This window comes from Ectobacillus sp. OTK (assembly GCF_059698935.1).
This window is the reverse complement of the sequence record NZ_AP048547.1, coordinates 1,363,545-1,377,341: the sequence shown is the minus strand read 5'-3', so window position 1 is coordinate 1,377,341 and position 13,797 is coordinate 1,363,545. Positions and strand designations below refer to the sequence as shown.

Below are 13,797 nucleotides of genomic sequence, written 5' to 3'. Positions count from 1 at the left end.
TAAAGCGGTACAAAAAGCTGCCTGCTATTTCAAGGCGGCCGTCTACATGCTTGCACTTTTTTCATACTCGAATTGTTTCAATGGCTATTAGTTCTTTCCTGCCTTCCACATCTCTATCAGCAGCTGAGCATGATGGGATAAGTTTTGTTTCGCTCGGTCTGAGACTATATTCGCTGGATTCTTTTCTTGGTTGATATGAGACAAATATTGCTCCATAAACTTAATAGCATTTTGTACGGATCCTTTTTCAAGCTGATGCTTTGCCTGATTATAGCTATTCGTTAATTGCGGCACGATCGGACCCGTTAATTCACCAGCTTCTTTATAATCATTCATTAAATTCTCTAATACAGACATAACGCCCGGTGTCCAGAAGCTTGGCGTTGGGACCTTCGACCAATCCGTATCAGATGCAAAATAGAAGCTTGTGTAGGAAGGCTGGTTGTAGGCTGTGTTTTGTCTTGCTACCTCTGCCCGGTATTGCGGGTCTTGCATTAGTGTATAAAGCTTGCGGTCTGTTACCTCTGTGCTGAGATACATACGAATCGCAGAGCTGTCCGCTGTTCTTACAAGGAGCTCCTCTCTCCAGTCTCCCAATACATCGGCAACTAAGGAAGGATTGCCCTTTGTACCGTTATTTGTTCTTGTATCTTCAGCTGTAAGCAAACAGCCCTTCTTCCAATCCTCAATGGTTGGTGTAGCTTCTTGTGCACCGTTTACGATTTGTGTAGTCATATCCGCTGACCACTTAATATTCATATTCGTGCCTGGCGATGCTGTACTTAACTTTTCACCAGCGGCTGTCCACGTACCGACTGCCCATGTTTCTAATCCTTTACGAGAAGGATCGATATCTCCTACCATGCCTCGTCCAGTATCCTTGCCCGTATAGCCTCCATACAGTACGTTTCCTGTTTTAGAATCACGCAAGGAGTAACCATATGGAGCACCTGTAGCACCTTCGTGAACCATGAAGGTTTCTAAGCCCGGTCTATCTGGATCAATATCTGTAACATGGAGCGCATCACCGTGTCCTAATCTAGCTACCGTGCCTGGCGACGCACTTTGCGGAGGCAATACATCCATCGAACTGTACAATAGGCTGCCATCATGATCGATTGTAGCTCCTCCGTATACAATTTCCTGACGTCCATCACCGTCCACGTCCGCTACGCTGAGAGAATGGGCACCTTGCGTTGTCATAGATCCATACTCTGGATCAGTTCTTGATCTGCCATGAGGACTATCATTAAATGGATTGCTCATAGGCGTCCATCCGCTGTCTGCATACCAATGCTCCTTCAAATGGCTGCCGTCCCAGCTGTAGGAAACAAGCGTAGAACGCGTATAATAGCCGCGTGCAAATACGGCATAAGGCTTTTCTCCGTCAAGGTATGCAACACCAGCAAGGAAACGATCCACTCGATTTGCCGGCTCAATTCTTGGCATTGCATAATCTCCCCACATAAGACCATCGTCATGACGCTGTGTTTTATAATGGATGGTTTCCAATTCCGCACCATCTGCTCCATTAAATACCGTCAAATATTCAGGCCCGTCCACAATAAAGCCTTCAAATTTTCTAAGCTCATTTTTGCTGCTTCTGCTCGGAGCGTATACATCAATAAAGTAATCTGCTAAGCTTTCAGCATCTTTTCTTGAGAGCGGATAGTTATATTTCTTTTCGATTCCAAAGCATTCCTCAAGAGTTTTTGGCCAATGCCCGTTTACAACCTCCTCATGCTTGTCCCAGCCCATAAACATGTTCACTACATGCTCATAATAATCGCTCGCACTCATGCGGTAATCATCCTCATTACTATAACCCGCTTGAATGTCCTCCTGCGGCATTGTGATGTATTTTTCAGATACCACATTTCCTTCGTTATCGAACTTGATCACCTTTGTACCAGGGGCTGTTTTGAACATCATTTCAGCTTTTCCGTCTCCATCAAAGTCATATACCATAAATTGCGTATAATGGGCACCTGCTCGAATATTAACGCCCAGGTCTATCCGATAGAGAAGTGTTCCGTCAAGTTTGTAACAGTCAATGTATACATTACCGGTATATCCTTTGATAGAAACATCCTTAGAATTGGATGGATCCCATTTCACGAAGTACTCATATTGACCATCACCGTCTACATCGCCAACGCTCATATCGTTAGCAGAATACGTGTACGTTTCTCCCGCAGGTGTTACACCGTCTGCCGGTTTTTTCAGCTTCAAATCATAATATTGCTTTCCCCACGGGGTAACAGTTGCGCTTTGGTCAACTTCTTTTCCATTCGCTACGGCGCTCACATAGTATTTAGATGTAGCATTTCCCTCTTTATCTAAGTAATTTGTGCTATCTTCCACCGTTGCAATTTTTTTGCCATCGCGATACACATTAAAATTGGCGCCGGTTAAGCCTTTGCTAGAATAGCCTGTCACCTCATTGGCTAAAAGTCTCCAGCTAAGAAACACACCTTCAGATGTAGGTGCCGCAGTCAAACCTCTGTCAAGGTATTCTAGCTGCACACCTGCCCCCTTACCTGCCAAATTCTCCTTCTGGACATTAGCAGCAGTTGCGTTATCGATACCCGTAAAAAGCATCGGCACCGTTAAAGCTACAGTGAGTGCCTTGTTAACGAATGAAGATTTCTTCTGATTCACGTTCCGGTCACCTTCCTTAGCAGTCTTTATAGCTGTTTTACAGCATCATCATTTTTAAAAAAGATATCCTTATCTGTTTTACTAGTTTTATCATGCTGCCGAATCACAACAACCATTGTTTGCCCTTAGTATGAAGACCCGCTGCACCGCCTCTCTGCTCGTAATACTCCCCTTAATGAAAACCCTTTCAAAAAGAGGCGGACTAAGAGGAGAAATTCTTCTACATTATAATTTGATTATTCTGAATTCTAAATTAAAAAATCAGTTATTTTTGTTAAAAAAACAGACTTATTTCTACGGAAATAAAAAAGCGAACCGTTTGTCGGCTCGCTCTCTTGTCATAAAAAAGCATGGGATCGTTTTTATAAAACAAGCGTAAAAATAATCGGCAAGGTAGCCAAACTTAATGATGTACTTACGAGTGTCGCACTTGAGACGAACTCGGGCTCAGTATCGAATTGGATAGCATACATCGTTGTATTAGCAGCTGTTGGCATAGCGGCGATAATCACCATAATTTGCTTCACCATTCCCTCCATAGGAAACAGCATCGTTAAACCGTAAGCGATGACAGGTGAAATCGCCAGCTTAATCATAAGAGAAAAAGAAATTTTTTCCTTAGCCAGATTTCTGATTGATATTTTTGCGAGCTGCATACCTAACACAATCATAATAGTTGGAATAGCCGCATTTGCGACTAAATCAATCGCCTCGCGAACGGATCCACTAAGAGGAACGTGCAGCATTTGGAATAAAAATCCGAGCATGGCACCGTAAACCATCGGCATGCGCCGGACGGCACGAAGAGCGGAACGAACCCCATCTCCATCCGGGCTGCCTTTTGCCGCGTAATACACACCGACCGTGCACATCACAAGTGATTGAATGACCATTAAAATAATTCCATAATCAAGTCCTGTTGCCCCAAATAAAAGTAAAATTACAGGCGTACCATAATTACCATTGTTCATAAAGACCGATGCCAAAATCATACCGCATGTTTCAGATCTTGAATAGTTGCGCATGGCGGAAACGGCATAGACAATGAAAATTAAAATAAAGCAAAGAACCACAAGATACAATGTCATATACAAGTACTCTACCGTAAATGTCGTTTTGTAAAAGGTACGGAATACAAGTACAGGCGACATTAAATACATAGACATCGCAGAAATTGTCTTCGTGTCAAAGCCGATTTTTTTCTCTCCAATATAACCGAGCACAAAAATCCCAAAGATCGGCAAAAGCACTTCAAGAAATTCCATTATCCTCACCTTCGTTGTCAAAAAGTTCAGTTATTAAAAGATTCTGCTAATACTCTAGCAGAATCTCTATTAAACTATTATAATTTTAACATAACGATGTGAGGAAAGTCCTACTATATTTTAATGGCAGCAGGCATGAGTTTCATGTGAAACTCATGCTTATTCTTGTATAGAGTCTCCTCTCAAATGACCAGAGCGCTTAATTTTTGTTTGAAGATACTTTTCATTAAACTCAGAAACATCTCCCCATAGCGGCTCTCGATCTGATACATTTAATCCTGCGTTTTGCAGTGCCTGCAGCTTTTTCGGATTATTTGTAATAAGGGTTACCGGCTTGGATCTTAATGTCTTCAACACTTCAATTGCATCATCATAGTTACGGGCATCATCCACAAAGCCAAGGCTTAGATTGGCCTCTACTGTATCTAGGCCTTTTTCCTGCAAAACGTACGCCATCGCTTTACTAAATAGACCAATGCCGCGGCCTTCATGATTTGCCAGGTAAAAAAGGGCGCCTGTACCGTGCTCTGTAATCATCTTCATCGACTGCTTTAATTGAAAGCCGCAGTCGCAGCGTTTGCTGCCAAAGATATCCCCAGTATGACAAATACTGTGCATGCGAATAAGTGCATCGTCCGCGTTTGCAAAGTCACCGTATACAAGCACGCTGGACTGCTGCATTTCTGCTAAGTCTACAGATGATAGCTTCTCAATAATCCGTTCTATTCTATCTGTTACTTCATTGCAATTCAGCCAGCAGTACCACTGAAACGTCTTCGTTTCCCCATATAAATTAACCGGTAATTTTACAGGACCAACTAAATAGATTGCTCCTTCGTTACGATGAATGATTTGAATTTTATCTTCTAGCATATGAACGATGTTTGCTGTAATCGTCATGTATGTACCTCCCGTGGATTCTGTTTAACAGCACGAGCTGCCTTGTACTATCCGGATAGTTGATTATTTTATGTAAGTTATTTTATATTTGTAATAAGCATACGTCAAATAACGGAATTTCTACTTGCTTCGTATTATCTGTAATATTCCTTAAAGTTAAAGAATATATAACTCCTTCATTATCCCTTCCCTAACTGGGCAGTCCTCATCTATTTTATATTTATAAGCAAAGCATATCAATTAAAACTCCCCGATTGGTGAGCCTTTAAGCGAAGACAGAGGCGCAGCCGCCCTTATACCTTATTCCTAAAGTTTCCTGCTGCGTTGAATTAGCTTCTAGCTGGAAATTTATATTAAAGTAAAAAAGAACCTTTACCATGCAGATAAAGGTCTTACTAGCTAAACTAAAGGCTCTATATTATTTTGCTGCCCCAATGCCATTTAATATAAACCGAACCATATTTTCTACTTCTGCTCCATCATTCCACTTGATATTTGGGAAAAATGCAAAGCGAGATACGCAATATCCAAATATACTCGTTCCCATCATGCGCAAAAGAGCCGCATTCGGAAGATCGAGCAGCTCCCCCCGTTGTTTATACATATCGAGAACAGCACTGAAAGGCTGAAGCGCCTTTTGCTCAAACATTTTCATCAGATATTGACGTAAATCATCTCGATTTAACAATTCAGTCACTAGAATTTTAAAGATATCTATATTTTCCTCAAGAAAGGCTAAGCGGTTTTTGATAATAGCCGTTAAAAAGCTTTCAAAGCTGTCATAGGGTTTGCTTACTACCTCTTGAATAAACTCGTCGGCTGCGATCGGTGCAGCTTCCATTAAAAATGGAACAATTACCGAAAGCAATAAATTTTCCTTCGTGCCAAAATGACGAAAAATCGTTCCTTCAGCAACCCCGGCCGCCTTGGCAATTTCATTCGTGGACGTAGCTGTATAACCTTTTTCTGCAAATATTTTAATCGCTGCTTCTACTATTTTTTGCTGCTTATCGGTCCTTTTTTCTTTGAGGCTCATTTGAATGAGTGCGGATTCGATTAAGTTCTTGGACGACAATATAACCACTTCTTTCTATGCACATTCTAATCCTTTTTTATTTAGATACGTACAGCTCGCGCGGCCTGCTGTCTCTATAACTTACGATATTTTTTTAACGCGAATACATTTAATACAATACAAACAAGTGCAAAGACTGCTAACGCAAACAGTTTTCCACTAATAGCACCAAGGCCTAACCCCTTGTACATCACATCCTTTAAAGCATTCCCTGCATAGTACAACGGCATTGCCTTAGCAATTGCCTGCAGCCATCCAGGCATGCTGTCGAACGGGAAGATGCCTGTAAAAAATACCTGCGGCACTACAACAATCGGGATAAACTGAATCATTTGAAACTCTGAAGCTGCAAAGGAAGATAATAAAATTCCTAAGGATAACGCAACAAGAGCTACTAAGAGGTTAATCAGAATTACATTCCAAATAGATCCTGCCAAGACAATATCTAACACATTCACAGCATACAAAACAACTATCACCGTTTGTATAATCGCAAATAAGCCATAACCAATCAGATAGCCGGCTACAATTTCTCCTCTTCGAATTGGTGTTGACATCAGCCGCTCCAACGTACCTGTTGTCCGTTCACGTAATAGTCCAATTCCTGAGATAAGAAAAACAAAGAAAAATACAAAGAATCCGACCAATATAGGGCTTAACACATCGAAAAATGATGTGTCCTTATTTCCATACACATAATGTGTCTTCATTTCTGTTGTTTTGGGGAGTGCTGCATGAGCCCCGGTCTGTGCAGCTAGATTTTGTTGCGCTTGGGCCGCCAGAGCTTGTTGAATTTTTATCTGTAATGCCTTGCTTTTTGAAGGATCTGTATTTTGAAGCGTCAGGGCCGCATTGCCATTTTCTATCTTCAATAAGCCTTCCAAGTGATCATCAATAATCGTTTGCTGTACATCCTTTACATCCTTGTACTCCACTGCTTCAATATCCATACCCTCAAGCTTTTGCGCAAGCTTAGCATCTACGTTGACTATACCTATCTTAGGATTGACTGTATTGCCGTTAAAGAGAAAGTACATGAGTGATAACACCAATAGTGGAGCAAGAAACAGCAATGCGAGCGTTCGCTTATCCCGAAGCATTTGTTGACAAATTCGTTTGATGAGAGCCATCATTCTCATTTGTGCTTACCTCCCGCCTTTAAAAATACTTCCTCTAAATTGGCAGCATTGTAAAGCTCCTTTAACTCCCTAGGTGAACCGCTTGTCAACACTTTCCCCTCTCGCACCATCGCAAGACAATCGCATTTTTCTGCCTCATCCATCACATGAGTCGTCACAAGGATGGTTTTTCCTTCCTCATTCTTCAGCCGGATGAGCTCATTCCAAATGGATAGCCTCAGCTCAGGGTCAATCCCTACCGTCGGTTCATCTAAAATGAGAACTTGCGGATTTTGAACTAAAGCAATAGCTAGTGACAATCTGCGCTTCATGCCTCCTGAATACGCTGATACTTTCTTGGATAAATCAGAAGTAAGGTCCACTAAATTTGCTGTATACGCAATCCGTTGCTTTTGTTCCTCCTTTTTCAATTTAAAAAGCGAAGCAAAGAAAGCTAGATTTTCTTTCCCTGTTAATTCTGGATACAAAGCATCGGATTGCGCCATATATCCAATATCCTGTAAAAGTGATAAGTTCGGAACCTTCGTATGCAATACTTCTACGTCTCCATAAGCAGGTGCGTCCATTCCGACAATCATCTTAACCAAAGTTGTCTTACCTGAACCAGAAGGACCAATTAAACCGTATATTTGGCCTTCTCCCACCGTTAAATCGATATTTCTTAATACTTCTTTTTTTCCAAAGCTTTTGCTTACTCCTTTGACTACAATGGCTGGGTTCATATCGTAAGCCCCCTTTCAACTAAAAGTGAGTGATTACTCACTTTCATTATACAATAGTTCAGGAAAAATGAGCACAAAAAATGAGTAAGTACTCACTTTTTTATATTAGCATTTAGAGTAATTGCCGATCAGCACATGTAAATCGTCTTCTTTAGAAGAACATCCCTATAGACCAAAAGCTGCAAAAAATTTTCTGCACTCACCAAAAACCCACTTGACTGATAGGAATAATTTGTTTTAGTATTAGGTTACATTATAATTGTTAATTCATTCACTAATGTCACCAAATGAATTAAGAGAATAGAAATATAATTACGACTTATTCTAAATAGAAAACAAATAGCTATGAGGAGGGAATAGGATGACAACACAATATCCAATTTTAGATGGAGCAGACTCATTCTTTTTCAAAGGAAATGATATTGGTGTTTTAATTTCACACGGATTTGTAGGAACGCCTCAGAGCGTCCGTTTTCTAGGAGAATACATAGCAAAGCAAGGCTTTACTGTATATGCTGTCAGATTAAAAGGGCACGGTACGCATTATGAAGATATGGAAAGCTGCCTATATAGCGATTGGATTCAAAGCCTGGAAGAAGGCTATCGCCTTCTTCAGCAGCACTGCCGTGAAATTTTCGTAATTGGCCAATCTATGGGAGGTGCCTTAACCGCCCAGCTTGCAAGCAAGCATCAGGATATTGCAGGCATTATCCTCATTAATGCAGCTATGACGAGCATCCCTGTACTTGAAGAATTTCGGGGTAAACAAAAACCGCGCTTTGTAGATGAAGGAGCACCTGACATTAAGGATAAGGATGTATATGAAATCGCATACCCGAAAGTACCAATTTCAGCAATTCAACAGCTGCTGCTGTTAATGGACGACACCAGGGAAAAACTCTCTCATATTACATGCCCGGTACTAGCCTTTAAATCTACAGAAGACCATGTTGTTCCTCCTGAGAACACAGACTATATCACTCAGCACGTAAGCTCTCGTATAAGGGAGACTGTTACTTTGCAGAATTCTTATCATGTTGCCTCCATGGATTATGACAAGGAACTGATTGCTGAAAAAAGCTGTGCATTCATTCAAGCACATAGCAGCATACAGCAAGCACTCACAATTTCTTAGAAAAAACGAAATAGGAAAAGCTGGGACACCCCGCCTAGCAAGGGCAGGCAAACAATCCGCACACAAAACGTACGGTTCAGGCGAAGCCGATTCACAGAAGGTTTCCGTGTGGTCTTTACCACTAAAGGCGCTTTTTCGCTTTATGTGGCGAGGGTTATTTGACTGCGAGAAGACTGGATGCTGGAGCTAGACAATACCTTAAAAAGTTATACTATCTTTTAACAAGGTTCTGTTAAACTCCATTGTTAATTTTTAATCAAAACAAAAGACCGAATTAATCGGTCTTTCGTTGCTTCTTAAGATTTATAATAAAATCTTACCACCTTGTTGAGGAAATGCCCCCATCAATGAACCGTTTTCGGATTAGTTAGAATATTACCGTGAGAGCGTAGTTCCTCACGTCCCTCATCCTCCACTGCTGCAGATTAGATATGTCTAAACTAATAAGTATTTGTATATCCTACATAATAATAGTCCCTGTCATGATAAAAACTTTCCATAACTAAGTGAGGAATTCCCATGAATAAAGGAATTTTTTTACCTTTGAATGACCATTCAATATGGTATCTAGGATTAGGAACGATAAGTCTTATCCTTCTTATATACACCTACCTCAAAACAAAAAACCCACGGTGTCTTCTCCTTTTTTTCAATATGGTTGGCCTTAGCTTTACTATTGAATTCTTTATTTATGTATTATTTGAAAGCTATGATTATTCTCCCAAGATCCTTTCAAATGATGAGTATTATGACAACAACATGGGAGCTCTTGCATCAAATTCACTTACCTTGCCTTCATCCGCTACATTAATAGCCGCGTTTCACTTGCGTTGGATATGGATCATTATTATTACCTGTTTTGTAGTAGGGACCGAATGGCTATTTTTAAAATTAGGCATTTATCATCATAACTGGTGGAGGCTTGAATTTACGGCGATTGGTTTGATATTCTACTACAATATTGCTAAATTTTGGTTTAAACAAATATTGCTTCCGTTAACGGGTTTTCGCCACTCTGTAACCCTATTTTTTATTCTCTGGTCGTTTTGTACTATGCAGTTTCTGTCGATTGCCTTTTTTCATAGCAGGTATTATTCTATAGGGTGGTTTGAAAACCAATCTCATAATACAACATTTGTTTCAGCCCTTATCGGGATGCTTTCAAGTGTTTTCTTTGTATGCGTTTTGAAACGGAAATGGAAATATCTATGGCTCAAATTTACCTTACCTGCTTTTTTCATAGGCGGAATTAATAAACTTCTTCAAATGATTGGAGTACTGCATAGTCTGGTTTGGTGGGATATCTCTGCTTGCATAGGAATGAATATGATCATACTTATAATAGGAAATAGGATTAGTAAACGATTATGGAAAGGTCCTGATGATTTACCATCTTGAAAATTAAACTCTGTATTCAATATAAAAGAAATATTGAATTGAACATTAAAGCGCCTATTTTAATGTCTTGGTGTTCCTGAAAAATAAGTACCGAGCCATTAAGCAGTTTTAGTTTTTTGTGCTTCACTAATCTGTACCCATCATTTAATAAAAAAAAGAAATTGCCGTAGCAGCTCCTTTTTTAACTAACTTAGCATCGTAACTGAAGAAAAAATCAACAGCACCTTTAAAAAAGGAGAAGAACAGATTTCACTGCCTTTCCTCTGCTTTCTTCTAAATAATAAAGGATGGTGATAAAAAAGAACCATCCAGTCCTTCTTTATTTTCACCATCCACTTTTTATACTATCCGGCCTTCCTAAACCCTGCCTTTACAGCATCCTCTTCTGTACAAAACATCTCTTCCGCCTTTGTCACCTTATATTGCGGACTAGCAGGCGTATGGTAAATTTTTTCGCCATCGTTCCTGATATTTCCTTTAATAAGAGGCTGGTCACACGTTGAAGAGTCTGACTTTCCTTGATCCTGCGAAGGAGCCTGAACATCGCTATTGAATCCTCGATCTGTTACATAATTGGGAATCGACCAAATCCCTAGCTTTTCCTCCTTCGCTTTTTCCTCCGCCTTTTTAAGCCTTGCTTCATACTTTGTATTCGGTTTATAGATATAAGCTACCCTAGCGAGTCCCTTTTCTACCAAAACCTCATTTAGCATTTTGTCATCAAGCCATATATACGCTAATACACGGTCATACTTATCGCGCTTATCTACATCATACTCCAGCTCTACCTTTGTTCCATTTGGCAGCATTTCTTTTAAGTAGTTGCTTGCTTCTTTCCCAAATGGCTGGACCGGCTTAGTTGGATGGACAGACTCCGGCGTATCAATCAACAGCATACGAATCGTTTCTGTCTGATTTCCTATTGTTACCTTAACCGTATCACCGTCAATTACATGATCTACTGTCGCCGTCGTTGTATTTCTAGCTGTTTGACATCCTGTTAGCCCAACAAGAACATAAGAAATAAGTATAATATAAACTAAGTATTTTTTTAATAAGATACAATCCCTTAGTTTCCCCATATATCTATGTTTTCTCCCTTTCCTATTCTAGTATTGAATACATAACTAGAGTATAGCATAAGCCTTGTTCAAGACTGGACAAAAGAATAGGCAAGAAGGCGTCCAACCCTTTACTGGACCTGTTTTGAACAGATAAATAGAAATTTCACTCTATTTTTTCTTTCTTTGAAGAAGAGCTGAAACGAAAAATAGTAATATAGCCCCCATGAGCCACGGTAGCGTTGGATTCATTGTGATATACATAAACACAGATAGAAACAGACAAAGGGTGCCTCCAATCAAGAAGGCAAGTACGGATTTTTTCCAAATGCCCCAAATGATGACGACAGGAATACCAATAATGCTAAGCCATACTAGTGAACTGACCAGTAAGAACATCATGTTTCTCACCCCCTTGTAGAATTTTCTACTCTTTCTATAATATATGCCGGGTACTTCTATAACGTACGTCACTTGCTATATGCAGGATTTTGCATAAATTCATTTAATTCTAATAATATAATATAAAAATCCGTGAACTTGGACTCAAAAGCTATAATATATTCTTTGCGATTTCGCCATCCAGTCCAAAATAGTTCCATACAAAGCAAGAAAAAGAGACCGCTCCGCACGGCCTCCTTTTCATATACACTTGTATTTCAAGGTCTACTTTACTATTTCTGGTGCATATTGATTCGCAATCATTTCCCCAACAGGCTGATTGTTTTGCCCTGAGCTTCTGTTTTTCAACGGCAAAAGCGGGAAGACAAGCTCTGCAAATTGATATGCTTCTTCTAAATGAGGGTAGCCCGATAACACAAATGTATCAATACCTAAGCCCTCGTATTCTCTCATTCTAGCTGCCACTTGGTCCGGGTTGCCAACAAGCGCTGTACCGGCTCCGCCTCGAACAAGCCCGACTCCTGCCCAAAGATTGGGACTAATCTCCAGAACTTCTCTTCCTCCTTTATGAAGCTGCATCATTCTCTTCTGTCCAACCGAATCTTGGCGAGCCAACGTACGCTGCGCGGCCGCAATTGTATCCTGATCCACATATTGAATTAAGCGATCAGCAGCTTGCCAAGCTTCTTCTTCCATTTCTCTTACAATGACATGCAAGCGAATGCCAAAGCGTACCGTTCTTCCTTCTTGCTCGGCCCGGCGGCGTACCTCTTTTATCTTTTGCTCCACCTGTGCAGGCGGCTCTCCCCATGTTAGGTACACATCTGTATGCTTAGCCGCAACAGCTTGCCCTGCCGGTGATGAACCGCCAAAATAAATAGGCGGATGCGGCTGTTGGACAGGCGGGAAGAGCAATTGGCCACCGTCTATATTCAGATGCTTTCCACTAAAATGAACCTCTTCCCCCGCTAGCAGGTTCCGCCAAACTGTTAGAAACTCATCGGTTACTTCATAGCGCTCATCATGTGCAAGGAATAATCCATCACCAGCTAATTCAACTGGATCGCCGCCTGCGACCACATTAATGAGAAGCCGTCCGTTTGAGATGCGATCCACTGTTGATGCCATCCGTGCTGCAACAGCAGGAGACATAATTCCTGGACGAACAGCAATGAGAAATTTCAATCGTTCTGTAACAGCTGATAAGGCTGAAGCCAGCGTCCATGGATCCTCGCATGATCTCCCTGTTGGAATTAAGACACCTGTATAGCCAAGGCGATCAGCGGCTTGCGCGACTTGACGAAAGTATGAAAAATCAGCTACACGCCCTCCCTTTGTCGTTCCCAAATAGCGGCTGTCCCCATGAGTTGGAATAAACCATAAAACTTCCATTCCTTCTTCACTCCCTAATTATAGATGGTTAGTAATCTAGTGTTTATCGACTTGCTTGTGCTTCTTTTTGTTGTAGTCGTATCTGCAGCTGCGCGATAGCATCCCCGAGCCTTTGTTCAACTTCAGCATCGACAAATGTAAGCTCCTGCTCCGTATACGCGACTTGTGAATCTACAATATATACACCATCAGTAAAATCTCGTGCCCCCAGTACTGAGAAAAGAGGTTTGAATGCATATTCAAGCGCTGCAAGATGTGCAATAGTACCTGCTGTCGCAATCGGAAGAACAATTTTATTTGTTAATCCTTTTTCTGGAATTAAATCTAAAAAGGTTTTTAAAATCCCTGGATAGCTTGCTTTATATACCGGGCTGACAATGATAACTGCATCCGCTTGTTCAACCAACGCTTTTGCCTGCCCAATGGCCGGACTATTAAAATTTGCATAAATAAGATCCTCAGGAGGCAGGTTGCGCACCGTAATCGTCTCTACTTTATTTCCTTTCGTAACAAGCTCATCCCTCACGAATGCTGAAATTGCGGATGAACGGGAGACTGCAGCAGGGCTCCCGGAAATTACTACAACGTTTGACATTATCCTCTCTCCTTTTCCCATATGAACAAAGTAATCAAAATAGAATGAACAC

12 protein-coding genes are annotated in these 13,797 nt (G+C 40.9%); 2 read left to right on the top strand and 10 right to left on the bottom strand.

Annotation, left to right across the window (positions count from 1 at the left end; genetic code table 11):
- Window positions 1-87: 87 nt before the first annotated feature.
- The 6 genes from AC6HZ4_RS06740 to AC6HZ4_RS06715 all read right to left on the bottom strand — a co-directional run bounded on the left by AC6HZ4_RS06740 (window position 88) and on the right by AC6HZ4_RS06715 (window position 7,762).
- Window positions 88-2,601: a rhamnogalacturonan lyase gene (locus AC6HZ4_RS06740; protein WP_497495622.1), complete on the bottom strand. Its 2,514-nt coding sequence runs from the start codon at window positions 2,599-2,601 to the stop codon at window positions 88-90.
- Window positions 2,602-3,023: 422 nt separating this feature from the next.
- On the bottom strand, window positions 3,024-3,926 hold the full coding sequence (locus AC6HZ4_RS06735) for an AEC family transporter (protein WP_497494219.1): 903 nt from the start codon (window positions 3,924-3,926) through the stop codon (window positions 3,024-3,026).
- Between the two features lie 159 nt (window positions 3,927-4,085).
- Window positions 4,086-4,826 (bottom strand): GTP cyclohydrolase II, encoded by a 741-nt coding sequence (locus AC6HZ4_RS06730; RefSeq protein ID WP_497494218.1) that lies wholly within the window; start codon window positions 4,824-4,826, stop codon window positions 4,086-4,088.
- Between the two features lie 418 nt (window positions 4,827-5,244).
- The gene (locus tag AC6HZ4_RS06725; protein WP_497494217.1) at window positions 5,245-5,901 is read right to left on the bottom strand and encodes a TetR/AcrR family transcriptional regulator; all 657 of its coding nucleotides are present in this window, start codon (window positions 5,899-5,901) and stop codon (window positions 5,245-5,247) included.
- Between the two features lie 74 nt (window positions 5,902-5,975).
- Window positions 5,976-7,040: an ABC transporter permease gene (locus tag AC6HZ4_RS06720; RefSeq protein ID WP_497494216.1), complete on the bottom strand. Its 1,065-nt coding sequence runs from the start codon at window positions 7,038-7,040 to the stop codon at window positions 5,976-5,978.
- Window positions 7,037-7,762 carry an ABC transporter ATP-binding protein gene (locus tag AC6HZ4_RS06715; RefSeq protein WP_497494215.1) on the bottom strand — a complete coding sequence of 242 codons (726 nt, stop codon included), beginning with the start codon at window positions 7,760-7,762 and terminating at the stop codon, window positions 7,037-7,039. The genes AC6HZ4_RS06720 and AC6HZ4_RS06715 overlap by 4 nt, the downstream gene beginning before the upstream one ends.
- A gap of 361 nt (window positions 7,763-8,123) precedes the next feature.
- On the opposite strand from AC6HZ4_RS06715, the gene AC6HZ4_RS06710 reads away from it, so the two are divergent.
- On the top strand, window positions 8,124-8,897 hold the full coding sequence (locus AC6HZ4_RS06710; RefSeq protein ID WP_497494214.1) for an alpha/beta hydrolase: 774 nt from the start codon (window positions 8,124-8,126) through the stop codon (window positions 8,895-8,897).
- A gap of 519 nt (window positions 8,898-9,416) precedes the next feature.
- Window positions 9,417-10,295 (top strand): hypothetical protein, encoded by an 879-nt coding sequence (locus AC6HZ4_RS06705; protein ID WP_497494213.1) that lies wholly within the window; start codon window positions 9,417-9,419, stop codon window positions 10,293-10,295.
- A 344-nt stretch (window positions 10,296-10,639) separates the two neighbouring features.
- Here the strand turns inward: AC6HZ4_RS06705 and AC6HZ4_RS06700 are convergent, their stop codons facing one another.
- From AC6HZ4_RS06700 to ssuE, 4 genes are all read right to left on the bottom strand, one after another.
- Window positions 10,640-11,377: a thermonuclease family protein gene (locus AC6HZ4_RS06700; RefSeq protein WP_497494212.1), complete on the bottom strand. Its 738-nt coding sequence runs from the start codon at window positions 11,375-11,377 to the stop codon at window positions 10,640-10,642.
- A 150-nt stretch (window positions 11,378-11,527) separates the two neighbouring features.
- A complete protein-coding gene (locus tag AC6HZ4_RS06695; protein ID WP_497494211.1) occupies window positions 11,528-11,758 on the bottom strand; it encodes a hypothetical protein in 231 nt (76 codons plus the stop codon).
- A 264-nt stretch (window positions 11,759-12,022) separates the two neighbouring features.
- Window positions 12,023-13,150: an FMNH2-dependent alkanesulfonate monooxygenase gene (gene ssuD / locus AC6HZ4_RS06690; RefSeq protein WP_497494210.1), complete on the bottom strand. Its 1,128-nt coding sequence runs from the start codon at window positions 13,148-13,150 to the stop codon at window positions 12,023-12,025.
- 43 nt (window positions 13,151-13,193) lie between these two features.
- On the bottom strand, window positions 13,194-13,745 hold the full coding sequence (ssuE, locus tag AC6HZ4_RS06685) for an NADPH-dependent FMN reductase (RefSeq protein WP_497494209.1): 552 nt from the start codon (window positions 13,743-13,745) through the stop codon (window positions 13,194-13,196).
- Between the last annotated feature and the right edge of the window lie 52 nt (window positions 13,746-13,797).